This is a genomic window from Pontibacter burrus (genome assembly GCF_010686685.1).
Lineage (GTDB): Bacteria > Bacteroidota > Bacteroidia > Cytophagales > Hymenobacteraceae > Pontibacter > Pontibacter burrus.
Map to the genome: position 1 here is coordinate 72,871 of NZ_JAAGWD010000001.1, position 22,633 is coordinate 95,503.

Here is a 22,633-nt window from a genome sequence, read left to right on the forward strand (position 1 = left end):
GAATTGTCTTTCTCCTCTCCAGCATCCTGCTCCCAGCTATAAACTATATTTTATCGTACAAGAGCGTATATCGTAAAACCAATATTCAACTACCCGCTAAAAACTATAAAACATGAAAATCACAAAAACACTGTTGCCGGCTATAGTAGCTATGGCACCGTTTTTCTTTAGCTGCCAGCAGCAAACCGATGTTGTTGAGTCCGGCACTTACCAGGGCACGATACAGAAAGTAGAACCGGCCAAAACCGAGATCTACGTAAAAACTGATGATAATAAGGTGCTGGAACTATACTTTACAGAGAATACCACACTTACACACAATGGCGAAACCGTACCGTTCGACCACCTGAAACAAGGCGGCAAAGTGGAAGTGGAAGTAGAAAAGACCGGCCAGCGCCTGGACCCTAAAGCTGTAAGAATACTGGAGTAGCATGAACGAGCCAACCTTTTGGCGGACCGAAATCTGGCATCCGCTGAGCGTACATTTCCCGATCGCTATTCTGTTGCTGGCTACGCTGGCTAAAGTTGTAGCGCTTATAGTTAGGAATGAACAGCGGGCATTCTGGCAGAGGGTTGGCTCTTACCTGCTCTACCTGGGTGTAGTTACGGCCTGGGTGGCAATCTACACCGGCGACATGGCTGATGGCATTGTATCGCGCAAGCTCTGTGACCCTACCGTTTTAAAAGATCATGAAATAGCAGCTTTTAATGTAGCTTATCTGTTCTCTGCGGCTACTGCGCTGAACCTGTTGCTTGTTTCAGGCATATTAGCAAAGTGGCCCCGCACTACACAAGCTATAGTTGTGGTGCTCATGTTGGTTGGCTCTAGTTACCTTACCTACGCCGGGCACCTGGGCGCACAGGTGGTTTATAACCAGGCCGGCGGCGTAAACGTCCCGTCATCCGATTGTGCCGGATTTGAGTAACGATAGCATTGGGAATAAAGTCACCACAAACAGCACTGTCAATGTCTTCCTGACAATCAACTAGTATAAACCAAAAATTTAAATCCTTACCTTTGCCGTACAAAAGCGAACTATGGGCAGAATACTGGCAATTGATTACGGAACAAAACGCGTAGGACTGGCCGTTACAGATGTGCTACAGATAGTAGCAAACCCGCTGGACACGGTACATGCTAAAGATGCGCTGGCCTTTATAAAAGCGTATGTGCAGCGCGAACCCGTAGAAGCTATAGTTATAGGCATGCCGCGCCGCCTATCCGGCGAAGATTCGGATGCCACGCAGCATGTCGTAGGCTTTATGCGTACCCTACAACGTGAGTTTCCAGCTATACCGGTGCATACTATAGATGAGCGCTTTACATCTAAAATGGCACAGGCTGCCATGCTGGCCGGCGGACTTAAAAAGAAAGACCGCCAGGATAAAGGCACCGTAGACCGCGTAAGCGCTGCCATTATTTTACAATCGTACTTAGAGAGCAAAAACATATCATGATTTACCCTATTGTAGCCTACGGCGACCCTGTCCTGAAAAAGGAAGCAGAAGATATTCCTCAGGATTTCCCGGACCTGAAAGAGCTGATCGAAGACATGTACACCACCATGTACCATGCGCACGGCGTTGGCCTGGCAGCTCCGCAGATCGGTAAAAGCATCCGTTTATTTGTGATCGATTCGGAGCCGATGATGGATGATAAGGACGAAGGCAAAGGCGTGAAAAAAGCGTTTATCAACCCGGAAATTATTGAGGAAGATGGCGAAGAGTGGGGTTTTGAAGAAGGCTGCCTAAGCATACCGGGTGTGCGCGAAACCGTTTACCGCCCGGAGCGCATCGTGATCAACTATTTTGATGAGGAATGGAACGAGCACACCGACACTTATGATGGCATGACCGCCCGCGTTATCCAGCACGAGTACGACCACATCGAAGGCATTCTGTTCACCGACCACCTGAACGGCCTGAAGAAACGCCTGATCAAAAATAAGCTGATCAAAATATCAAAAGGCGAAGTAGACGCCGACTATAAAATGAAGTTCCCGGCTGCTGATAAGCGCCGCTAAACTATAATTTAGAGATATAAAAACGGCCTGCTATAGCTTTATAGCAGGCCGTTTTGGTTCTGGAGGGTAATGCCTTAAGCTGTGTGAAGGCATAAACACCTTACACACGACAACAAAAGTAGGTTTTAGGCATTCTTTTAGACACTAAAACAATGAAGTCGCTCTTAATATTCTCTAATACTTCTGCTTCTGCTTTACATCCCTTGCATGCGCCATAGATCGATCTGAAATGATGTTCTATGCCAACAATATAGTCGGTACCTGAAGCGTAATAATTCAAAAGCTAAGTTGTCAATAAAGAGTTATTGTGTCCCGGCTTCTATGGCAGAGTATTTATCAGCCCAAAGCAAAGGTTATCTATTTGCTGCATATCAGGGTGAAACGCCGACACATTAGATAGAATTACAACCCCTTTCTGTTGGCTGGCATCCAGTATCATAGAAGAAGTATAACCACCTGTGCCGCCATTGTGCCAGTGCAGGCTTTGTCCTGATTTCATTTTTATGATATGCCAGCCTAATCCTACTTCCATTTTTTCGTCAACTACAAAGGTCGGTTTCCTGGTAAGAGCCAGTACTTTATCAGACGGCTTAAAGTGTGCGGTCATAAAGGTCGCCATATCTTCGGTGGTAGACAGAATTGCGCCGGCGCCGGCAAAAACGCTCATATCCCAATTACTGGTAGGTTTTCCGTCTTTGTCAAGCCCTGTTACCAGTTTGCCTGCAGCAGCGGTTCTATCGGTAAAAGTGTTTCGCATGTTATACTTTTTAAACACGCGCTTTTGCAGCATATCGCGGTAATCGCTTTTCTGAGCTAAGCCCAAACTATAACCAAGCAGCCCGGAACCGAGGTTAGAGTATGCGTATGTTTTTTTACCTGTATTACTCAGCGTCAGCTCATCTTTAAGGTAAGCATGCAGGTTGTTGGCATCGTAGTTTTTATAAGGGTTAGCCTGGTTATCTACTGAAGCCTCGAAATTAGCTGGCATACGAGGCAGGCCCGAGGTATGGTTTGCCAGGCTTTCGAAACTCAGGCGGGTGTTGTTGTTAAACGGAAAGCTGAAATAGCGATTAACCTCATCTTCTGGTTTTAGCTTTTTCTGTACGATCAGGTCGGCTAACAGGGTAGCAGTAAATACCTTTGTTATGGAGCCAATCTCGAAAACCTTCTGACTGTTAGTAGTAAATTTAACAGTGTCATTCTCTTTTATAATTCCATAATAAGCAGGCTTGCCATTCTCTACAAAAGCAAAAGCTAACTGCGTGTTCCCCGGAAAGGTCTTTACATGCTCAAAAATAAGGTCGGCCTGCTGCTTGTTTATCCCGCTCAGTGCATTTACTACATGGTCATAATTTACCTGCTCTGCAACGTACGGTTTAAACTCTATTCCCCTTATGCGGGTGCTTTCGTTAACCGAAAGGTTTAGTTGCAGCACCCCCTTCTCAAAAGTGGCTTTGTAAGAAGCCATGTTGCCGTTCTTAAAATCGATGAGTTCCGTGCCAGCTATGTTGCCGAATTGCGTTTTTAAGCCTGAGAGTACGGTAACAGTTCTGTCGGCAGGCAAAAAAGTTTGCATCTCCTCAGAGAAGGCGTCAAATATCTTACTGTATTGGCCCGCATTGTAATTTTCTACAAAAGCTGCTACTGCTTGCTTATAGGTATCGTTCTGTGCATGAGTAAGGTTGCTGGCCAGAAGCATCAGCAAGGCTAAAAACAGCTTTTTCATATTAAGTTTGGGTTAGTTATGTGTCGCACTACTATAGTTTACCTAATACTATAGTAGTCATCAGATACACTCAGCTATAAATATAGCATTTTTAGCATTATAATTTTACCTCTAATCACTCTGCCTTAAATTTCCGTAAACCGCAGGTATGGCCCGAACTATAAAAGCTATACTTATACTGCTGATTTTGCTGATGCCCCTTCGCAGCTATAGTTGGGGTTTCTATGCGCACCAGCGCATAAACCGGCTGGCGGTATTTTCGCTTCCACCCGAAATGGTAGGCTTCTACAAAAAGCACATCCGCTACATTACCGAAAATGCAGTTAACCCCGACAAACGTCGCTACGCTGTGGAAGGCGAAGCTCCGCGCCACTACATCGACCTAGACATGTACGGCGACAGCGCCCTGCATAAAATGCCTCGCCTCTGGCAACAAGCCGTTGAAAAGTATTCCGAAGACACATTGCTGGCCTATGGCATTGTGCCCTGGCACATCAACTTTATGAAGTATCAGCTTACACAGGCATTTAAAGAACGGAACCTCGACAAAATTCTGCGACTTTCGGCTGATATCGGTCATTACATTGCCGATGCCTGTGTACCACTGCACACTACCAGCAACTATAACGGGCAGCTAACTGGTCAGCGCGGTATCCATGCGTTCTGGGAGTCGCGGTTGCCGGAGCTGTTTTCGGATAACTATGACTTTTTTGTAGGCCAGGCCAACTATGTCACCAATCCACAACTTCGCGCTTGGGACCTGGTGGCCAGCGCCCACACCGCTTTGGACTCTGTGCTACACTTCGAGCGGCAGCTAACCTCAGAGTTTGACGAAGAAAAGAAGTATAGCTTTGAGCTACGAAATAACCTAACCACCCGTGTCTATTCCCGTGCGTTTTCAGAAGCCTACAGCCGCAAGCTTAACGGACAGGTAGAGCGCCAAATGCGATTAGCTATTCATACTGTCGCCAGTTTTTGGTACACTGCCTGGGTAGATGCCGGCCAGCCAAGTTTAGGCACACTCGCCAACACACTTACACCAGAAGAACTCCACCGTTTAGAAATGGAGAAGAAGGACTACGAAATGGGGCCACATAAGCTTCGGGAAGAAGGGGATTGATGATGTAATGTTATCTGAACCACAGATTAAGCAGGCTTTGGTGAATTTTCAGGATGAAGTTGTTTGCTATAGTTTTATAGTTAGTGTTGGTCATCCCCCTCCCCCCTTCAAAGGGGGACCTTCAAATGCTACAGCTTCAACTAAAGTTCTATAGTTACGAATTAACTCACCCCTACCCCTCCTTATCTAAGGAGGGGAGCTTTTTGTCTATACTATAGTTAGGATTATAGTTCTATAGTTTACGATATTGAGCGGACAGGTCGCGACCTGTCCCTGCGGAACTTCAGCCACGAAAAGACGATGTAACTATAGCTATAGAATCAAACTATAGGTTAGCTATCGAGTGATTTCAGTCTTTGGGTTGAGCGCCTTTGACTTGTTGCGGTGGCGCAGCCAACACGAGCGCAGCGAGGGTAGCAAGAAGGCAGAAGCGCGATGCCCGAAGACGAGGCCTCGCGGCCGTGAGCGCACCAAAGCAAACTATAAAACGATAGGCATGTAGAGCTCCCAGGATTGGTAGTAACTATGAAAGGGTAGCTTGGTTCGAATAGCAACTATAGCCACTAAAGGACATATAAGATCCTTCACAGCTACGCTGGCTCTCTTCGACTCTCGTCTCGAGAATGCTTAGGATGACCATCGAGTAACTATAGGCTGAGATAGATTTCTCGCTACACTCGAAATGACAGAGTTGAAACTACAAGGCAAGCTTACTCGAACCAACAACTATAGCAACATCACCTCACTTTCATGCAACTCTAAAAACCGCTATATTCGGGCACCTTAAAACAACCTAAACTTCAATGAACAAATCCAATACCTCACGTCTCAGCTATAGTTTGCTGTGCCTGATGCTGTGTTTGCTGCTGCAACCGGCAGTAGCCCAAAACAACAATACTGCTGCTACGCTTTCCAAACTCGATGCATATTACCAGAAGGCCCTGAAAGACTGGGATGTGCCGGGCATGGCTATCGCTATTGTAAAGAATGGTTCTGTGATCTTTGCCAAAGGCTACGGTGTGCTCAACAGTAAAACCGGCGGCCAGGTAGATGCCAACACCGTTTTCGGGATTGCATCCAACTCAAAAGCTTATACGTCGGCGGCACTGGCTACGCTTGTGGATGCCGGCAAAATAAAGTGGGATGATAAGGTGAGAAAGTATGTACCCTACCTGCAGCTATCCAACCCTTATGTTACAGACAACCTGAACATTGAGGACCTGCTGAGCCACCGTTCGGGCTACAGAACATTTAGTGGAGACCTGCTGTGGTACAACACCACGTATAGCCGCGAAGACATTATCCGCCGCATGCAGTACTTGGAGCCAACTTATGGGTTCCGGGATGGCTATGGCTACTCCAACCTTATGTTTGTGCTGGCTGGCCAGGTGATAGAGCAGGTAACCGGCAAAAGCTGGGAGACTTACATAAAAGAAACCTTCTTTCAGCCATTAGGCATGAACCGCTCCTACACATCTGTAAACGAACTGAAAGGGGTGCAGAACGTGGCATCGCCGCATGGCTTTGATGAGAATGATAAGCCCGTAGCTACTACCTTTAATGCATGGGACAACTGGAACCCGGCTGCAGGTATTTTTACCAGCGTAAACCAGCAGGCCCAGTGGATGCGCCTGCACCTGAACCGTGGCACCTACAAAGGCAAACAGATTTTTAGCGAGAATACAAGCCGCCATATGTGGCAGGCGCATAACCCGATGCCGGTATCTAAAGGGGCCGAGGAGTTTATGCCAAGCACACATTTTACAGCTGCCGGCCTGGGCTGGTTTGTGAGCGACTACGAAGGCCGCAAACTGATTTACCACGGTGGCGGACACGAAGGCATGAACAGCCGCACAGTGCTGGCTCCTGAAGAGAAACTGGGCATTGTGATCCTGACCAACAGCATGAGCAGCATTATGTCGCCGCTGGCAAACTACACCCTCGATCAGTTCTTTGGTGTGCAGAATGGCCGCGACTGGAGCCAGTTTATGCTTGATGCGGCAGCAAAAGCGAAAAAGGCACAAGCTGATGAGCAGGCAAAAGATCCTAAAGAGAAAGAAAAGAAAAAGCGCAAAACGCAGCCAACTATGGCGCTGGATGCTTACACCGGCACCTACCACAGCAAACTATATGGCAATGCCATTGTAACTATAAAAGGTGGCAAGCTGGATATACAACTGGAGCCGGCTCCGGCGCTGGGCGGTACGCTAAACCACTGGCAGCACGATATTTTTGACCTGGACTGGAAAAACGATTATGCCCTGCTCACTCCTACGCGCGTGCGCTTCCTGGTCGGCGAAGATGGCACGATAAGCCAGATGCGCCTGGATGCCAATAACCCAGACTTCCATTTTGATGAGCTGAAATTCGAAAAGGTGAAGTAACTATAGTCGATCCTATAATACAAAAGCCGCACTTATAGGTGCGGCTTTTGTATTTTCTTACTATCGGTTATGCTAAGACACGATTAAGGCAACCGCACTAATCAGTGCAAAGTATCCTGCTATAATCCAGTAAGCTAATTCTTCTTGATTAGGGTAAACTTTTTTCATAACAAACTAAGGTTAATCGTTCAACAACTGATTTATCCCTTTGACTTTCTGTATATTACATTTTACGAGTCATCAGCCGGATATGTTAACACAGGACACAACATTTCTAAACATTCCGCAAAATTGAAATGCAATTTTTGTTAGTTCAGTACAATTTACATACAGCTATACTTCTATATATCAGTTGATTCGGATTATATTATAAAAAAAGGCCGCTGCAAAAGTGCAGCGGCCTTTTTCCGAAACTTTCAGCATAACCCAAAACTAGCTATGCCTTACTAAAGAATTACTTGTATTTAAACTACACAAGCTTCTTATAACGGATACGCTTCGGCTCTACATCGCCCATGCGTTTCTTCTTGTTCTCTTCGTAATCGGTATAGTTACCTTCAAACCAATACACCTGCGACTCGCCTTCAAACGCCAGAATGTGCGTACAGATACGGTCCAGGAACCAGCGGTCGTGGGAAATGATAACGGCACAACCTGCAAAGTTCTCAAGGGCATCTTCCAGCGCACGGATCGCGTTCACGTCCAGGTCGTTGGTGGGCTCATCGAGCAACAGTAGGTTACCACCTTCTTTCAGCGTCATGGCCAGGTGCACACGGTTACGCTCACCACCCGACAGATTAGCTACTTTTTTCTCCTGATCGCCACCCGAGAAGTTGAACTTGCTTACATACGCTCTGGAGTTTACCTGACGGCCAGCCATGATCATGTGCTCCGTACCACCAGAAATTACCTCGAAAACCGATTTGTTCGGATCCAGCTGTGCGTGCTCCTGGTCTACGTAAGATATCTGCACCGTCGAACCTACTTCAAATGTGCCGGCATCCGGCTTCTCCTGGCCAGTTATCAGCTTAAACAAAGTGGTTTTACCGGCACCGTTCGGGCCGATGATACCAACTATACCACCCTGCGGCAGTGAGAAGTTCAGGTTCTCAAATAGCAGCTTATCGCCGTAGGCTTTGCTGATACCATTTGCATCTATCACCTGAGAACCTAAACGTGGGCCATCCGGAATGAAAAGCTCCAGTTTATCTTCTTTCTGCTTGGCATCTTCGCCGGCCAGTTTATCATACTGGCTGATACGTGCTTTAGACTTGGCATGACGGGCTTTTGGCGCCATACGTACCCACTCCAATTCGCGCTGTAAGGTCTTCTGGCGCTTGCTTTCGGTTTTCTCTTCCTGCGCCAGGCGGCTTGCTTTCTGCTCCAGCCAGCTGCTATAGTTGCCTTTCCACGGAATACCTTCGCCGCGGTCCAGTTCCAGAATCCAGCCAGCAACGTTGTCCAGGAAGTAACGGTCGTGGGTTACGGCAATTACAGTACCTTTATACTGCTGCAGGTGCTGCTCTAGCCAATCCACCGATTCGGCATCCAGGTGGTTGGTAGGCTCATCCAGCAACAACACGTCCGGCTCCTGCAACAGCAAACGGCAAAGTGCCACGCGGCGCTTCTCACCTCCCGATAAGTTACCGATAATAGCATCTTCCGGCGGAGTTCTTAATGCGTCCATGGCGCGCTCCAGGCGGTTATCCAGTTCCCAGGCATTGTGGTGGTCCAGCTTTTCCTGTACTTCGCCCTGGCGTGCAATGAGCTTGTTCATCTCGTCGTCCGTCATTTCTTCGGCGAACTTCATATTGATCTCATCAAACTCCTTGAGAAGCGCCACCACTTCGGCTACGCCTTCTTCCACTATCTCACGCACAGTTTTGGTTGGGTCCAGCTGCGGCTCCTGCTCCAGGTAACCTACACTATAGCCCGGGCTCCAAACTACTTCGCCTTGTATCTGCTTGTCAACTCCCGCAATAATCTTTAACAGGCTTGATTTACCGGAACCGTTAAGGCCCAGCACACCAATTTTAGCGCCATAGAAAAAGGAGAGGTAAATGTTTTTAAGTACTTGTTTCTGGGGAGGGTAAATCTTGCTTACCCCTGCCATTGAGAAAATGATCTTTTCGTTGCTCATGCTATCTTTTTGAGAGGTTATACTTCCGGATGCGGCAAAGGCAGCTATAGTTATACTGCCCGGCCCTGCTCGTTTTATCAGTTACATACAAATATCGTAAAATTTCATGCATTTACCTTCCCGATTATTGCGCTGAAATCGTTAAACTTGTAAAATACGAAAGGGCTGAGTATACTTATACTTGCTTTGCAACTGGTACGGCACACAGTGTTTAGTAGTAAAGTCATATTTACAATTGCTATATAACGCTGAAGCTTATGCTGCGTATGCTAGAGTTAGTTTAGAAAAGTGCCTTACCCTACTTAATTATCTACGCATAACCCGATCCATTCAAATGGAAAACAACGATCTATTGGAAGAAGCCATGAAATATGGCTTTATTCAGGACCAGCAGGTGTGGTTGAAACCCTTCATGAACTACCCTGCCCGCCAAGTAGGCGACGTAAAAGAATCTGAGAACGACTCGCTGATATATTTCGCGAAGCGTTTTAGCATGTTCCGCGAAAAAGTAAATACCCTGCTCGAGCGCATTGCAACATCAGAAAACAAAGGCTCTTTTCTGATGAAAGTGCTGCACATGAAGGAACAGGTTGGCAACTATGACGCCCTTGGCGACTTTGAGGCCATGTACCAGATCCTTACCAAAGCAGAGGAAGAGATAAACGAAACTATAAAGCAGAACCGCGAGAAGAACCTGGCAATTAAAATCGGCCTGATAAAAGAAGCCGAGGAACTGCAGGACAGCATTGACTGGAAAGAAGCCTCCGAAAAGCTGAAAGAACTTCGATCTACCTGGATAAAAACGGGCCCGGTTGACAAAGAGCTGACAGAAGAGATTGAGGAGCGCTTTAAAACTCCGATAGAAGCTTTCTTTGAACGCAAGAAGAACTTCTTCGAGGATAAGAAGCGCATGCAGAACCATGCCTACGAGAAGTACAGAGACCTTATCAGGCAATCGATAGCGCTGCAGAACTCAGAAGACTGGGAAGGTACAACAGCCCGACTGAAGCAATTGCAGAACCAGTGGAAAGAAATTGACAGCAGCCTGCCGCGCAAAGTTACCAGCAAGCTCTGGACCGACTTCCGGAAAGCACACAACCATTTCTTCGAGCGCCTGAAGGTGAAGATCAATAATGAGAAAAACGCCTCGCGCGAGCAGTTCTACGAAACAAATTACGATAAGAAAAAGCAACTGGTAGATGAGGCTAACACGCTGCTGGAGCACCATAACCTGGGCGATGCCGTACGCCGTGCCAAGGAACTACAAGCCGAGTGGAAGAAAGTGGGCCCGGTACACCCTACCGTATCGGATCAGGTTTGGGAGCAGTTTATTAAAGCCTGCGATCGAATATTTGAAACCAGCAGCCTGGAGCACTACATCCGTAAGCGCCAGCAGAATAACAACGAGCGCCTAAACGAGCAGGAAAACCTTCATGCCCGCATTAATGCACTGAAGGATTTCATTAAATCTGATAAGGGCGAACTGGAAGTGCTGGAGCAGAACCTGGACAAGCTGAGCGATTCGCCAAGCAACGACACCTTCCGGAACATGCTGCAAGGTAAGATCCGCAACTTTAAGCGCAAGATTAATACCAAGCAGGAAATGATAAATGGTTTGAAAGAGAAGCTGGAAGCATATACCAATAACGCCTAAAAGCCAGCATTATACACAAAAAAAGCCTGCTTTACAGCGGGCTTTTTTATTTTAAAAAGTGCGTTTACAGCCTATAGTTTACCTTTTGTTATACAATTATAGTTGCACCTGAAACTTTTAATCGCTATTTTGAACATTTAGCGAATATTTCCGTTGTGTTGTTAAAAACCGAGGAAAAAGCAATTTTTTTAAGTATAAATTTTTGTTTTTATATTTATTTATACTTTTGCAAACCAATTTGGAAATAGCAACAATTAGTTAAGGAGAAAATACTATGTACTGGACACTTGAATTAGCATCGTATCTGGAGGACGCACCCTGGCCAGCGACTAAAGATGAGTTAATTGATTACTCTATCCGCTCGGGAGCACCAATGGAGGTTGTAGAAAACCTGCAGGCTCTGGAAGATGACGGACAGCCTTACGAGAACATCGAAGAGATCTGGCCTGATTATCCTACGAAGGAAGACTTCATGTTCAACGAGGACGAGTACTAAGGCTAATTAGAAATTAGAAATTATGAATTAGAAATTAGAAATTGCTCTTTAACAGCACTCACATTTCTAATTTTGAATTTTTAATTTTTAATTTTTAATTGATCTGATTTTGATCGTTGAAGTAAAAAATCTGGTTGCGGGTTATGAGGCACGTACTCTTATCCGCAACCTTTCTTTTTCTGTACCTGCCCCGACTTTTATTGCTATTATAGGGCATAACGGCGCGGGCAAGACCACCTTTTTCAAAACCTTTCAGCAGAAGGTACCTTACCAGGGCGAACTGCTGTTGCAGGGCCAAAACCTGAAAGCATTACACAATGCAACGAAGCAGGGGCTGCTTTCCTATTTGCCGCAACGCAACACTGTTTCTTTTTCCATTAAAGTGCTCGACCTGGTAGTGATGGGTATGTTCCGGAAGAAGCGCTTTTTTGAGCATTACACTGCCCAGGATTACGAAACGGCAGCCAATGTGTTGGCACAACTACAGCTCACCCATTTGCAGGACCATGATTTCACAACCTTATCGGGTGGGGAACAGCAACTGGTGTGGTTGGCGCAACTTATGCTGCAGGATGCAACTATAAACCTGCTTGATGAGCCTACCCAACAGCTGGATGTGTACTATAAAAACAAGGTTTTTCAGCTGTTGCAAAGCTGGGTGAATGAGCGCCACAAAACCGTGTTCTGCATTACACACGACCTGCATAATCTGCTCCCGATGCAGGGCTACCTGCTTAACCTTTCAAAGCCAGCACCCAAGCTGGAGCCTATCTCCCAGGAAACTGTTTTAGCGAACCAGGCTTTTCTGGAAGCTGGAAGATTGGTTGTTGATTGATAATTGTCGATTGCTTTGACACGAGACTTGTAGAGATGCAATAACATTGCGCCTCCACTATAGAACTATAATTCAGGGTATTCAAGTCCTGTAAAATCAGCCTGATTTTTTAAACACTTGTCGCAAAGGCTTCTGCAAGGATCAGGTCTTCGGGAGTGGTAATTTTGATGTTGCGGTAACTACCCTCTACAAGCATGATCTTCTCACCTATACTTTCCACCACAGAGGCATCATCTGTAAAATACTCCTGCTCAGGTTGTTCGTAGGCTTTGTGCAAGATAGCTGCGCTGAATATCTGTGGAGTCTGCACCAGTTTATAGTTGGCACGGAGTACCGCAATGCTTCCGTCTGCAGTTAGCTCTCTAATAGAGTCTTTTGGTGATACGGCAACGACGGCACTTCCGTAGGTGGCAGCAGTCTCAAAGGCGCGTTTTATAGTTTCTGTTTCTACAAACGGCCGTACGCCATCATGCACCGCTACCAGGCCATCTCCCATCACGGCACCCAAACCATTTTTTACAGATCCAAAGCGCGTGGCACCACCCGGCACCGTCATATGGAAAACCTTAAACGCATGCTGTTTACAAAGCTCCCGCCAGGTATCCAGTTGCTCTTTGGGCAAAACCACAATCAGCCTTATAGTTGGGTTATAGTTATAGAACTGCTCTATAGTATGCATCAGGATAGGTTTACCGGCTACCTGTATAAACTGCTTGGGCAGGTCGTGCTGCATCCGGCTACCGGAGCCGCCAGCAACTATAATCGCATATTCGGGGAGTTGTTTCGCCATGAGGCAAAGTTAGAAAAGTTTAGGAGTTTAGGAGTTTAGGAGTTTAGGAGTTTAGGAGTTTAAGAAGGTATAAGTTAGGAAGTTTAGAAGTTAGAAAGTTATAGCTTAGTAAACTGACCATTCAGCAAGTTTGCGGATTTTTTGGCAAAAGTTAGGGAAACTATAGCCGCAACTATAGAACTATAGCTTGATGAGTAACTACTGGCACACAGCCAGAGCATCTATATCTGTACTGTGGATTAAGTGCAGGTTTCTGCTGATCTTTTCTCCGCTCCAGTTCCACCAGGCTATAGTTAACAGCTGCTGTATCTGCTCTTCAGTAAAACGCATTTTAACTACTACAGCAGGATTTCCAGCTACTATAGCATAGTCAGGTACATCTTTGGCAACTACAGATTTTGAAGCTATAACTGCGCCGTTGCCAACACGCACTCCTGGCATAATCACAGCTTCCGTACCTATCCACACGTCATTTTCTACTACAGTATCGCCTTTAAAAGGGTAAGCCACTTTATCAGCAATACGCTCCCAACCATTCCCGAAGATCTCAAACGGAAAGCTCGAAATTGGTTTAGTTTCGTGATTACCGCCATTCATGATAAACTTAACTCCAGACGCTATGGAGCAGAACTTCCCGATAATCAGTTTATCGCCTATAAAATCGAAGTGGTAAAGTACATTCTTCTCGAAGTTGTGAGGGTCTTCCAGGTCATCGTAGTATGTATAGTCGCCAACTATAATGTTGGGGTTCTGAATAATGCTTTTCAGGAAAACCAGTTTGTGGTGGTGTGGCAGCGGGTAAGTAGCATTTGGGTCAGGTCCGTTCATAGTTTTTATAGTTTAAGAGTTTAGGAGTTTGTGAATTTAGGATTTAGAAAGGTATAAGTTAGAAAGGTTAAAATTAGAGATTTAGGTGTTCATAGTTTAAGCTCTGTTAATCCTATAATCCTGATTCAGCAATTTAACCTGTAACAATTTAGCAATAAAAAAGCCCCAACCAGATTGGCCGGGGCTTTTGTTTATCGTTGGTAAGGTTACCCTTACAGGATCAGCATTACGTCGCCATAGCTAAAGAAACGGTATTTCTCTTTAACGGCTTCTTCATAAGCTTTCATTACCAGCTCGTAACCACCAAAAGCAGCTGTCATCATCAGTAGCGTGCTTTCCGGCATATGGAAGTTGGTTACCAGCGCGTTGGCAATTTTAAAATCGTATGGAGGGAAGATGAAACGATCTGTCCAGCCTTCGTTTGGCTTCAGGCGGTTGCTCGCCGATACCGAAGACTCCAGAGCACGCATGGTAGTTGTACCGATGGCGCAAACACGCTTCTTGTTGTCAAGCGCTTTGTTTACCATTTCAGCTGTATCTGCAGGAACCATAAAGTTCTCAGAATCCATCTTGTGCTTGGTCAGGTCTTCTACGTCTACCGGACGGAACGTTCCTAAACCAACGTGCAGGGTAAGCGGCGTTACATCAACACCTTTAATTTCAAGGCGCTTCAGTACTTCTCTTGTAAAGTGCAGGCCGGCAGTTGGTGCAGCCACAGCGCCTACGTTTTTAGCATACACTGTCTGGTAACGCTCACGGTCTTCCGGCTCAGCTTCACGTTTAATGTAGCGTGGCAGCGGTGTTTCGCCCAAGTCGTTTATAGTTTTGTAAAACTCCTCGTCAGTACCATCAAACAGGAACTTGATCGTACGCCCACGCGAAGTGGTATTGTCGATAACTTCAGCGACCAGGTCACTTTCGCCAAAGTATAGTTTATTACCTACACGAATCTTACGGGCCGGGTCAACCAGCACATCCCACAGGTGAATGTCCTTGTTCAGTTCGCGCAGCAGGAAAACTTCAATCTTAGCACCGGTTTTCTCTTTGTTGCCATACAAACGGGCAGGGAAAACCTTGGTGTCGTTCACCACCATCACATCGCCATCATCAAAGTACTCCAGTATATCTTTAAAGATGCGGTGCTCAATTTTGCCAGTGTCGCGGTGCAGCACCATCATCCTGGATTCGTCGCGGTTTTCAGACGGGTGTAGTGCCAGCAGATCTTCCGGCAGGTCGAATTTAAATTCTGATAACTTCATAGATCAAATATTACGGTATTTGTTACTTTACCCTTGTTTTGTGCCTTTGCATGCTGCAGAGGCTGTTTTTTCACTTTCCACTCCGCAGGCCAGGGAAACTATAGGGAAACATTGTCCCAAAAGTGCCGCCTGTCTATACGAAGGGAGGGCAAAGATAGTGCTTAATTCCGGGAATTGAAACGCGCTCTTTTTCGTATCTAGCAGACATGCCCCGCTCCCAATATTCCCCTTTTGACCGCAATGGCGAAGACCTGGTGTTTCGGGACCCGGACTTTCACGAACTTGCCTACCAGATCGCGATGGGTGAGCACACCTTCGACCTCTTTCTTACTTCGCTGGGCTGGCACCTGGTCTATACGACAGCCGAATACGAACTGGAAGTGCTGCTCGAGTACGGCCCGGAGCTGCAGGGTTATGGCACCATCACGAGAAAAGCCCGCCCCAAACAGGACAGGCTTTAACACGAATCAACAAATCTATACGCACTAACCAAACTTCTTATGCCACCAGGCTATCCCCCCTGCCACTAATCCGGCTCCTAAGAGCAGCCACACCCACCAAGGCAGACTGCTGTTTTGCTCCACCTTATTACCATCCCCTACCACCGCCTGCCGCTTAGCTTCAATAGGTGCATTGTCGTTGCCGATGATGCCTTTTCCCCTGGCCTTGGTGTCGGTATTGCCGACATCCTTGGTTTTGGACTTGTCTTTTGCAACGGTCTTCGCGTTATGGGAGCCTTTTACTTTTATTTTCTGGTTGTTTACCGCTGGAGGGAACCAGACTACTGTTTTATCATCAACCCTTTGTGCCTGCCAGCCGTTTAAAAGGGTGAGGCGGGCGGGGTCAAAATCTATGGAATCCTTCAGCTCCATGACAAAAGGCTTCTGTTCTACCTGCATGGTCTTGCAGCCAAATGTAAACACCACACAGAAAGCCAGGGCTATAATCAGGATCGCGTAGATCCAGCCGTTTCGGTTTGCTTCCATTACACAATCATGCGCTGGTGTTTCTCATACTTGCTGTAGGCCTTCGCCAGTTTCAGCTGGTAGCCGTGCTCGGCATACTTGGGACCGTTATACAGGAAAGCTACCCGGTCCCAGTTGCGGGCCTGCATCGCTTCCATCAGGCCTTTCTTTTTCTGGCAGAAGGTGAGCATGCCTTTTACCTGCTCGTACTCGCTTTGCTTAAACGCTTCTACCAGCGCAGCCGCGGTCTTAAAGCCTAGGTCTTTGTAATGGAAACCCATTACCTGCCCCAGGCCCCAGCTGGCGCTCTGCATGGCCGTGTCCGGATGGATGGCATAGGCGCAGTTGAAAGCTTGCCATTCGGCCTGCTGTACATCCACTTTGTTCAGCACAGCGATCTGCCAGTTGTGCAGCAGCAGCTTTTCGGTTTCGGTCAGCTTGCCTTGCTTTTTTTCCTGCTTCTCCCACAGGGCATAAATGCGCTGGAGTAAGTCGGCAGGCAACAGGCGCTTGAACCAGTGCGGCTCAAACTGTATCTTGATGCGTTGCTGGCCTTTCCAGTCGGTAAAGAAGCCGCTGCCGGCGCTTTCCACTTCCAGGAAGGCCTGCAGCATCGGCAGGGAAATCCCGAACTGCCTGGCTAATTCCTGTTTTTGCTGTTGGGTGATCTTCATCTTATGCTAAGAATATAAGGGCTTTAAAAAAGCTGATCAGGTTATCATTCAGCGCCGTAAACTCTTCGGCTGTAATGATGCCAGTGATCAGCAAGGTATAGTTTACAATCAGGGCCAGCGGTGCCAGTGAGGCGGCAATGGTGACCAGTGCCAGTTTCGGGTTGCGCCTGGCCCAGGCGATCAGCTTTTTCATTTGCTTGTCTTTTTTTGTACCAGCTTCCGTATCTGCTCAAAGAGCCATTTGCCCCCGGCTCCGATAAAGCCGGACACGAGCGCCAGCACGGCGGCCTGTGCCGCTGTCTCCGGAGTAGGGAGGAAATGCAGGATTTCGGCCAGCTTTACCGACGTCATCGCCAGCACGCCGCATTGGATGTATTCTTTCAGCATTAGTTCTTCCCTCCCACGACCCGTAAGCCGATGCGGCGTTTCTTGACCGGCCTGCCGGTGCCGTTTAATTTTTTTAAGGCCTTGCCCAGCTCCCCTTCCCAGTAATTCAAACTAGAGCGGTAGGAGGCAATGAGCGCTTGTCGTTCCTGCGGGGAAGCATGCTCTGCCGCTCCCTGCGAATCGCGGGTCTTGGTCAGCCCTGCCGCATCAATGGCAATGCCGTGGATGGGCAGAAAGCGGATAAAGGCATTGTGCACCCACACCGCATCAATACACTTGCGGGCCTGCACTTCCTCTGCGGTAAAAGGGGTGTCTTCCGGTGCATCTGCCAGCAACAGGCGCCCGGCCAGTTCGCCCAGCATCGGCGTAACATCCATCAGCAGGGCGCGCTCGATATAGGGCTTCAGGTCTTTTAAGGGCAGGTTCTTGGACACCGGCACATAAGCCAGGAAGTCGTCTAAGGTTAAGGTCTTCATACTATACTTTTAGCTTGGCTGCCCACTTTTTGAGCTTGGCAAGGGCCGTGGCCTGCTCGGTTTCTTCTTTCTTGGCTGTTGTTTGATCGCCGCCTTCCACTTCCGGCAGGCCCACCAATGCCAGGATCTGGTTGGTGGTCATGCTTTCCAGTACCTTGTTGGCTACCAGCGGGGAAAGCGAGTTTAAGGCGTTCAGGGTCTTCTGCCCTTCCGAGGTTTGCTCGGTATCGAGCTTAGGACGCCCTAAGAAATCCCGGCGCTCTTCCTCAGTCAAAGCCTGCCAGGCCTGCTCCGGCATAGCCTTGATCAGGTTCAGGCTCGTGAGTGTCCAGTCAAAAGCCGGCCAAAGGCGCTTGAAGGTGCGCTGAATGGCTCCCTGTGCGTCGAGCACGTCCTGCTGCATGAGCTGGATCAGGTTTAGCAGTTGCTGCGTGTTGCCTAGTTGCCCGGCGGTATCTAAGCCGATCAGGGCAGGATGCACGCCAAAGGCAATGCAGATGCGCTTGCGGATAGATTCAGACTTCTGGTCCATCGAGAGCGTCGGCTTCATGGCATCCATGGAGATGATCTGCGGCACGTTGCCATCCAGCCCGTCAAACACCACCATATCCCCTTCTCCGTCTTCGTCGGTCAGGTGGCGTACCTGTTCTTCCACGTGATCCCAGTCGGTTTTGCCGTCTTCGTCTGCGGTGGTGTCGTCAATTTCGTAGGGGAAGGCCATGGCCGCATTCGGCTTTACCCGTTTGCGGATGGCGTTGTAATCGGCACGCTGAATCTCTTTGTCCGACAGGATGTCTTCCTTGGCAGCCCAGGCGTCCGGCTCCGGATAATACGGATGGGCGCCGTTCTCTTCGTACACATACAGAATCTGCCCCGGCTGCGGGTCGCCTTCCTTGTCTTCCTGCGCCAGGGAACGCGCGATGCCTTCCGGGCTGTCGTCGAATGCGTCGAGGATCTCATCGTCTTCGGCTTTGTAGGCGATGGTGCCCAGGTTCGGGTTGACCAGAAAGCGGCCATCATCGAGCTTGCGCACTGTCTGAAAGGGCACGTAATAGGCTTCGCGGTTGGAGCCATCCAGGGTATACTTGATGCGCAGGGCAAAGCCAAAGCCGGGCGCGGTGTCCCAGCTGAGCAGCGGCAACAGATCATCAGCCGTCTGCTCCGGGTTTACGCGCATGGCCGCAGCGGTGCGGTCAGCAAAGCCGTCAGCCTGAATGAACTTCTTGAGCCTGCGCCAGCAACGGCGGGCCGTGGGAGAAGCCAGGAACGCCTGCATGATCTCCTGCGGCAGCTTGTTGTCTTTGCCGTAGTCGATCACCTTGGCGGTGCCTTTCTCCTGCGGTTTGCCGCTAGCAGCAGGTTGTGCGGAAGCCTGAGCCCCCGCACGCGCCTTCACTACTTTCGCCTTGATTCTCTTACCTTTCACCTGTTGCCTCTGATTGTGTGATTGTTATTCTGTTTTTGCTTCTGCTTTCTTTGCCTTCGGCGCAGCCTTTGTCGTTTCCTTTTTTTCTTTCGGAGCTGGTATGCGCTCGATATTATGGGCAAAGGCTTTGTGCTTGAGCACCAGCTCTGCGCGTTCATCGGTCAGCGTTTCCGGTGTAACCTTGATGGTCTGGCCGTTGGCATCTACCAGGATAATCAGGTTGCTGGTAGCCTTTTTGGAAAAGCGGTAGTTGGTGGTGGTGTTTTGTTCCATGATCAGTTGTGCCTGTTGGATGCGCCCGGCATAGCGTTCTGGGTTGTTTCGGTAAGCCATCAGTTCCTGCACCTTCGCCAGGTAATAGCAGCTGGTGCAATCCGACTGCCTGCCGGTGATGGTGTTGTAGAGTAGGGTCAGCTCGGATAAAGAGCGGTCTTCTTTTGGGGTAGCGAGAAACGTGGTTACCCGCTTGAGTAGTTCGTCCTGTTGCATCACTTGAAAAGGAAAGGGCCGCCTGCCACTCCCGGCAGCGGCCCCGTCTCACCTTTAAACTAAACTATGAATACTTATGCAGCCGGGGTTAGCAGCGCTTCCAGGTAGGCAAAGTTTGCTGCACGGTCTTCACCGAACTTGCAGTAGATTGGCATCTTGCCGCTGCTTCCTGCAAAATCTAGCATCAGCGCTGTGGTGTCGTCGTACTGGACAGACTCTATTTCCGGAGCTGACAGGCTTAGACCATCCGCCAGACCGAACGTGTCCAGCAGGCCGTGTGCCTCAAAATGCCCGCTGTTAAGCGGTGCAATGAGTACCAGGTCCTGCGCCTTGGCAACAGTTTCGATGGTTTCCTTCTCCAGCTGCGTGCTGTAGTAAGCAGCAAACTTGCCGCCGTGCGGATAGGTCGGGCCGTTTTCGCCCTGCGCTATGCCTGCCTTTACCGAGTTCTTCAGCTTGCGCCCGGAGAACTTGATGGCTTTCTCACCTGGCTTTAAGGTGATGCCAGACAGTTCTTTGGTGGTCGGATCAATCGTGTAGCCTGCTATCTGTGAAATTGCCAGCAGATAGAAGGTTTTATCCGCTCCGCCTCGTTTATAGAGGCCGGAGCAGTCTGGGGTTAGATTAGTAGCCCCTGTCAGTGGTGCACATTCCATGATTCAGGTCTCCTTTCTGTTAGTATGCTACAGAGAACAGGTTACCGAAACCAAGGGATACGCCTAACTTGTAGTTCGCGCGCATCAGGTTCATCTGCTCTTTCTTCTCATACCAGAAATCCACCTCTGAGAAGTCAGACTCCAGATCCGTACCTACCGTGATGTTGTTCAGGGTAGTATAGTAGATGCGGTGCGGGTTAACTCCCTCTAGGTCAGCGTTTACGTAGATGTCCACAATGTCCTCGCACACTACCGGAATACCCCAGTGACTTACAGTCTTTAAGCCGTTCTGTAATACCACCATTGAGCTTTCCAGCTCCGCGTTGGAAGCAAAGCTTTTCAGGTAGTTGTCATACACCGAGCGGGTAACCACCTTGATCTTCTGTGACTCTTCGAATGTTTTCAATTCGATCGGTGCATCAAAGTGCACAGCATCCAGTGCTGTTCTCGCTGCACCAGCGGCCAAGGCACCAGAGGCGGTCAATGTGGCTGTTTTTTTAATTGAACCTTCAGCAACACCTGCCATGATCTTTATCCACTTGCCATCCAACTGGTTGTAATCTGGATCTGAAGATGCAGTATTACCCAGTGAAATGATACGGTGCATGTCGCGCGAAATGATCGGCTGGGCGATCTCACGCAGGATTTCCTCCATTTGTGTACCAGTCAGGTCGTAACGGTCAAATCCTTTTTTTCTAACCAGTTGCAGAATCTTACCATCAAAATCGTTGGCGCACTGCTCCATTTCGATTGCCAGCTCTGTTACCGCGATTTCGCGGTCGATGATGTTGCCAAACGAACCGGATGGATTCCAGCCACAGGTTGTTTTTTTCTTGGTTACCTTGTCTGCCGGGATTAATTCATACATCGTTTCCTTTGTCTGAATATCATCGCGCAGGTCATAACCCAAAGCTGTAAAGCTTGGTGCAGCCAGGATAGCGGCCAGGATCAGGCTTGCCTTTAGGTCGCCACCGCCTGGTGCTTCGGTTGGGGTTTTGCCCCCATACGTTACATTGGTAGTTAAAATTGCCATCTTATTTATGGGGAATTAGTTACGTTTCTTACTTGCGTTGCTTGCCGCGATGCTCAGCGGGTTGTTGGCGTTTACTTTTTTCTCAGGCGTCTCAACGAAGCTCTGTGCACCTTTCTTGCCGCCTTTGCCAGAACCAGGAACAGTCTGCTTCAATTCAGCCAGTTCGTTTTCCAGCGCCAGAATGCGGGCTGCCTGTGAAGCTTTTGCTTTCGCCTTCGGGGTCGGCTTCTTGGTTGCCACAGCTTCCGGAGCCTCTTCTTCTTCCCCTTCTTCGGCCTCGGTGATGTTAGCCACGGCACCGTCCACGACTTCAATCGTGCGTTCGTCTGCCAACTCGTACTCGCCATCTTCCAGGGCTTCTGATAATTCGGCATCGGCAAATACTTCCGTGCCCTGCTCCAGCTCGCCTTCATGGTAGATGATCGCGCCATCAGCAGTTTCGGTCTGGTTCACTTCCGGTGCATCCTCTTCTTCTTCCGCTTCAGCCTTTGGCTTTGGGGTCGGCTTCTTTGCCTGTGGTTTAGGGGCTTGTTTCCCCTCGTCTTTCAGCCAAGCCTTGAACTTGGAGAACAGACTTTTCTCTTCTTTTGTAATAGCCATTTTATTGTTGGGAATTGGGTTGCGTTTGGGGTTATAGAAGGCCACGGCTTTCACCTTGCCTTCTATCTCGGTCTGGATCGCTTCCGGCAGCGGGCCTGTGATGATCTCGTCCACAAAGCCGTAAGCCTTGGCCTCTTCGGCGCTCATGTAAGAATCTGTCTTTAACAGCTCCTTTATCTCGTCGACCGTTTTGCCGGTTTTGCGGGCGTAGAGGTTGAAAAAGGTACTATTTAAGCTCTCCAGTGAATCAGCTAACTCGCGCAGTTCATCGGAATTAGCCATGCGCACCTCCGGTATCATCGGCTTATGGGTCATCCACTCCGACGCCTCGCGCATTTTCAGCTTGCCCGGTGAAGCCGCCAATGCTATGATAGTGGCAACACTGGCACACAGCCCCTCCACATGCACTTCTACCGTGATGCCCTGCTCTCGGAAGCGCAGCAGTTTGTTGTAGATGGCGTAGCCTTCGTACACGTCACCACCCGGAGAGTCGATGTGCAGCGTGATGTGCTCGATCTCCGTGTTATAAGTCCAGTGGCCGTTCACATCATAGCCCGTAAACCAGTCCAGTTGCTGCGCAGTGAAGCCCGGCATGATCCAGCCGAACTCATCTTCGTACTCTCCTATCTGCCCGATTACAGGGATGTGAACGTGTTTTGCCATCGCTAAAA

The 22,633-nt window shown here is 48.6% G+C and carries 26 protein-coding genes; 11 read left to right on the forward strand and 15 right to left on the reverse strand.

What is annotated here, in order from left to right:
* The first annotated feature begins 112 nt into the window (after positions 1–112).
* The 4 genes from GXP69_RS00365 to def all read left to right on the forward strand — a co-directional run bounded on the left by GXP69_RS00365 (position 113) and on the right by def (position 2,024).
* Complete coding sequence (locus GXP69_RS00365) at positions 113–430, forward strand: hypothetical protein (protein WP_163910830.1); 318 nt, start codon at positions 113–115, stop codon at positions 428–430.
* Position 431: 1 nt separating this feature from the next.
* Positions 432–926, forward strand: a complete 495-nt coding sequence (locus tag GXP69_RS00370) for a DUF2231 domain-containing protein (protein WP_163910835.1) — start codon at positions 432–434, stop codon at positions 924–926.
* A 112-nt stretch (positions 927–1,038) separates the two neighbouring features.
* Positions 1,039–1,458, forward strand: a complete 420-nt coding sequence (gene ruvX, locus GXP69_RS00375) for a Holliday junction resolvase RuvX (protein ID WP_163910837.1) — start codon at positions 1,039–1,041, stop codon at positions 1,456–1,458.
* A complete protein-coding gene (def, locus tag GXP69_RS00380; protein WP_163910841.1) occupies positions 1,455–2,024 on the forward strand; it encodes a peptide deformylase in 570 nt (189 codons plus the stop codon). Before ruvX ends, def begins: the two co-directional genes overlap by 4 nt.
* Positions 2,025–2,343: 319 nt before the next feature.
* Here def and GXP69_RS00385 read toward each other — a convergent pair whose 3' ends face one another.
* Complete coding sequence (locus GXP69_RS00385; RefSeq protein WP_235925517.1) at positions 2,344–3,750, reverse strand: beta-lactamase family protein; 1,407 nt, start codon at positions 3,748–3,750, stop codon at positions 2,344–2,346.
* Positions 3,751–3,898: 148 nt separating this feature from the next.
* Between GXP69_RS00385 and GXP69_RS00390 the strand changes: the two genes are divergently transcribed.
* The 3 genes from GXP69_RS00390 to GXP69_RS00400 all read left to right on the forward strand — a co-directional run bounded on the left by GXP69_RS00390 (position 3,899) and on the right by GXP69_RS00400 (position 7,254).
* Positions 3,899–4,870, forward strand: coding sequence for a zinc dependent phospholipase C family protein (locus GXP69_RS00390; protein WP_163910844.1), 972 nt, complete (start codon positions 3,899–3,901; stop codon positions 4,868–4,870).
* 343 nt (positions 4,871–5,213) lie between these two features.
* A complete protein-coding gene (locus GXP69_RS00395) occupies positions 5,214–5,372 on the forward strand; it encodes a hypothetical protein (protein ID WP_163910847.1) in 159 nt (52 codons plus the stop codon).
* Between the two features lie 301 nt (positions 5,373–5,673).
* Positions 5,674–7,254: a serine hydrolase gene (locus GXP69_RS00400; RefSeq protein ID WP_163910849.1), complete on the forward strand. Its 1,581-nt coding sequence runs from the start codon at positions 5,674–5,676 to the stop codon at positions 7,252–7,254.
* A gap of 469 nt (positions 7,255–7,723) precedes the next feature.
* Here the strand turns inward: GXP69_RS00400 and ettA are convergent, their stop codons facing one another.
* Positions 7,724–9,394: an energy-dependent translational throttle protein EttA gene (gene ettA / locus GXP69_RS00405; RefSeq protein WP_163910852.1), complete on the reverse strand. Its 1,671-nt coding sequence runs from the start codon at positions 9,392–9,394 to the stop codon at positions 7,724–7,726.
* A gap of 334 nt (positions 9,395–9,728) precedes the next feature.
* Between ettA and GXP69_RS00410 the strand changes: the two genes are divergently transcribed.
* From GXP69_RS00410 to GXP69_RS00420, 3 genes are all read left to right on the forward strand, one after another.
* Positions 9,729–11,048 (forward strand): DUF349 domain-containing protein, encoded by a 1,320-nt coding sequence (locus tag GXP69_RS00410; protein ID WP_163910855.1) that lies wholly within the window; start codon positions 9,729–9,731, stop codon positions 11,046–11,048.
* Positions 11,049–11,322: 274 nt separating this feature from the next.
* Complete coding sequence (locus GXP69_RS00415; RefSeq protein WP_007652164.1) at positions 11,323–11,544, forward strand: DUF2795 domain-containing protein; 222 nt, start codon at positions 11,323–11,325, stop codon at positions 11,542–11,544.
* 109 nt (positions 11,545–11,653) lie between these two features.
* Entirely contained in the window at positions 11,654–12,379 is a 726-nt protein-coding gene (locus tag GXP69_RS00420; RefSeq protein ID WP_163910857.1) for an ABC transporter ATP-binding protein, read from the forward strand.
* 109 nt (positions 12,380–12,488) lie between these two features.
* Here the strand turns inward: GXP69_RS00420 and GXP69_RS00425 are convergent, their stop codons facing one another.
* From GXP69_RS00425 to queA, 3 genes are all read right to left on the reverse strand, one after another.
* Complete coding sequence (locus GXP69_RS00425) at positions 12,489–13,169, reverse strand: 2-C-methyl-D-erythritol 4-phosphate cytidylyltransferase (protein ID WP_163910860.1); 681 nt, start codon at positions 13,167–13,169, stop codon at positions 12,489–12,491.
* A gap of 198 nt (positions 13,170–13,367) precedes the next feature.
* Entirely contained in the window at positions 13,368–13,997 is a 630-nt protein-coding gene (locus GXP69_RS00430; RefSeq protein ID WP_163910862.1) for a CatB-related O-acetyltransferase, read from the reverse strand.
* A 212-nt stretch (positions 13,998–14,209) separates the two neighbouring features.
* The gene (gene queA / locus GXP69_RS00435) at positions 14,210–15,256 is read right to left on the reverse strand and encodes a tRNA preQ1(34) S-adenosylmethionine ribosyltransferase-isomerase QueA (protein WP_163910865.1); all 1,047 of its coding nucleotides are present in this window, start codon (positions 15,254–15,256) and stop codon (positions 14,210–14,212) included.
* Positions 15,257–15,462: 206 nt separating this feature from the next.
* On the opposite strand from queA, the gene GXP69_RS00440 reads away from it, so the two are divergent.
* Complete coding sequence (locus GXP69_RS00440) at positions 15,463–15,717, forward strand: hypothetical protein (RefSeq protein WP_163910868.1); 255 nt, start codon at positions 15,463–15,465, stop codon at positions 15,715–15,717.
* 24 nt (positions 15,718–15,741) lie between these two features.
* Here the strand turns inward: GXP69_RS00440 and GXP69_RS00445 are convergent, their stop codons facing one another.
* The 10 genes from GXP69_RS00445 to GXP69_RS00490 form a co-directional block, all read right to left on the reverse strand.
* Positions 15,742–16,242 carry a hypothetical protein gene (locus GXP69_RS00445; protein WP_163910871.1) on the reverse strand — a complete coding sequence of 167 codons (501 nt, stop codon included), beginning with the start codon at positions 16,240–16,242 and terminating at the stop codon, positions 15,742–15,744.
* A complete protein-coding gene (locus GXP69_RS00450; protein WP_163910874.1) occupies positions 16,242–16,895 on the reverse strand; it encodes an N-acetylmuramidase family protein in 654 nt (217 codons plus the stop codon). The genes GXP69_RS00445 and GXP69_RS00450 overlap by 1 nt, the downstream gene beginning before the upstream one ends.
* Before the next feature lies 1 nt (position 16,896).
* On the reverse strand, positions 16,897–17,088 hold the full coding sequence (locus GXP69_RS00455) for a hypothetical protein (RefSeq protein ID WP_163910877.1): 192 nt from the start codon (positions 17,086–17,088) through the stop codon (positions 16,897–16,899).
* Positions 17,085–17,282, reverse strand: coding sequence for a hypothetical protein (locus tag GXP69_RS00460; protein WP_163910881.1), 198 nt, complete (start codon positions 17,280–17,282; stop codon positions 17,085–17,087). The genes GXP69_RS00455 and GXP69_RS00460 overlap by 4 nt, the downstream gene beginning before the upstream one ends.
* The gene (locus GXP69_RS00465) at positions 17,282–17,758 is read right to left on the reverse strand and encodes a hypothetical protein (RefSeq protein ID WP_163910883.1); all 477 of its coding nucleotides are present in this window, start codon (positions 17,756–17,758) and stop codon (positions 17,282–17,284) included. The genes GXP69_RS00460 and GXP69_RS00465 overlap by 1 nt, the downstream gene beginning before the upstream one ends.
* A 1-nt stretch (position 17,759) precedes the next feature.
* The gene (locus GXP69_RS00470; protein WP_163910886.1) at positions 17,760–19,184 is read right to left on the reverse strand and encodes a hypothetical protein; all 1,425 of its coding nucleotides are present in this window, start codon (positions 19,182–19,184) and stop codon (positions 17,760–17,762) included.
* Positions 19,185–19,208: 24 nt separating this feature from the next.
* A complete protein-coding gene (locus GXP69_RS00475) occupies positions 19,209–19,673 on the reverse strand; it encodes a hypothetical protein (RefSeq protein ID WP_163910888.1) in 465 nt (154 codons plus the stop codon).
* A gap of 74 nt (positions 19,674–19,747) precedes the next feature.
* Positions 19,748–20,329, reverse strand: coding sequence for a hypothetical protein (locus GXP69_RS00480; protein WP_163910891.1), 582 nt, complete (start codon positions 20,327–20,329; stop codon positions 19,748–19,750).
* Between the two features lie 19 nt (positions 20,330–20,348).
* Positions 20,349–21,362: a hypothetical protein gene (locus GXP69_RS00485; protein ID WP_163910894.1), complete on the reverse strand. Its 1,014-nt coding sequence runs from the start codon at positions 21,360–21,362 to the stop codon at positions 20,349–20,351.
* A gap of 15 nt (positions 21,363–21,377) precedes the next feature.
* Positions 21,378–22,625, reverse strand: a complete 1,248-nt coding sequence (locus GXP69_RS00490; protein WP_163910897.1) for a head maturation protease, ClpP-related — start codon at positions 22,623–22,625, stop codon at positions 21,378–21,380.
* Between the last annotated feature and the right edge of the window lie 8 nt (positions 22,626–22,633).

Coding starts and splice junctions, on each gene's coding strand:
- GXP69_RS00455 (WP_163910877.1), bottom strand. CDS start 17,088: ATGAAAAAGCTGATCGCCTGGGCCAGGCGCAACCCGAAACTGGCACTG.
- GXP69_RS00490 (WP_163910897.1), bottom strand. CDS start 22,625: ATGGCAAAACACGTTCACATCCCTGTAATCGGGCAGATAGGAGAGTAC.
- GXP69_RS00390 (WP_163910844.1), top strand. CDS start 3,899: ATGGCCCGAACTATAAAAGCTATACTTATACTGCTGATTTTGCTGATG.
- ettA (WP_163910852.1), bottom strand. CDS start 9,394: ATGAGCAACGAAAAGATCATTTTCTCAATGGCAGGGGTAAGCAAGATT.
- GXP69_RS00485 (WP_163910894.1), bottom strand. CDS start 21,362: ATGGCAATTTTAACTACCAATGTAACGTATGGGGGCAAAACCCCAACC.
- ruvX (WP_163910837.1), top strand. CDS start 1,039: ATGGGCAGAATACTGGCAATTGATTACGGAACAAAACGCGTAGGACTG.
- GXP69_RS00440 (WP_163910868.1), top strand. CDS start 15,463: ATGCCCCGCTCCCAATATTCCCCTTTTGACCGCAATGGCGAAGACCTG.
- GXP69_RS00460 (WP_163910881.1), bottom strand. CDS start 17,282: ATGCTGAAAGAATACATCCAATGCGGCGTGCTGGCGATGACGTCGGTA.
- GXP69_RS00480 (WP_163910891.1), bottom strand. CDS start 20,329: ATGGAATGTGCACCACTGACAGGGGCTACTAATCTAACCCCAGACTGC.
- GXP69_RS00365 (WP_163910830.1), top strand. CDS start 113: ATGAAAATCACAAAAACACTGTTGCCGGCTATAGTAGCTATGGCACCG.
- GXP69_RS00400 (WP_163910849.1), top strand. CDS start 5,674: ATGAACAAATCCAATACCTCACGTCTCAGCTATAGTTTGCTGTGCCTG.
- GXP69_RS00385 (WP_235925517.1), bottom strand. CDS start 3,750: ATGAAAAAGCTGTTTTTAGCCTTGCTGATGCTTCTGGCCAGCAACCTT.
- def (WP_163910841.1), top strand. CDS start 1,455: ATGATTTACCCTATTGTAGCCTACGGCGACCCTGTCCTGAAAAAGGAA.
- GXP69_RS00475 (WP_163910888.1), bottom strand. CDS start 19,673: ATGCAACAGGACGAACTACTCAAGCGGGTAACCACGTTTCTCGCTACC.
- GXP69_RS00465 (WP_163910883.1), bottom strand. CDS start 17,758: ATGAAGACCTTAACCTTAGACGACTTCCTGGCTTATGTGCCGGTGTCC.
- GXP69_RS00430 (WP_163910862.1), bottom strand. CDS start 13,997: ATGAACGGACCTGACCCAAATGCTACTTACCCGCTGCCACACCACCAC.
- queA (WP_163910865.1), bottom strand. CDS start 15,256: ATGAAGTTATCAGAATTTAAATTCGACCTGCCGGAAGATCTGCTGGCA.
- GXP69_RS00425 (WP_163910860.1), bottom strand. CDS start 13,169: ATGGCGAAACAACTCCCCGAATATGCGATTATAGTTGCTGGCGGCTCC.
- GXP69_RS00370 (WP_163910835.1), top strand. CDS start 432: ATGAACGAGCCAACCTTTTGGCGGACCGAAATCTGGCATCCGCTGAGC.
- GXP69_RS00410 (WP_163910855.1), top strand. CDS start 9,729: ATGGAAAACAACGATCTATTGGAAGAAGCCATGAAATATGGCTTTATT.
- GXP69_RS00415 (WP_007652164.1), top strand. CDS start 11,323: ATGTACTGGACACTTGAATTAGCATCGTATCTGGAGGACGCACCCTGG.
- GXP69_RS00445 (WP_163910871.1), bottom strand. CDS start 16,242: ATGGAAGCAAACCGAAACGGCTGGATCTACGCGATCCTGATTATAGCC.
- GXP69_RS00450 (WP_163910874.1), bottom strand. CDS start 16,895: ATGAAGATCACCCAACAGCAAAAACAGGAATTAGCCAGGCAGTTCGGG.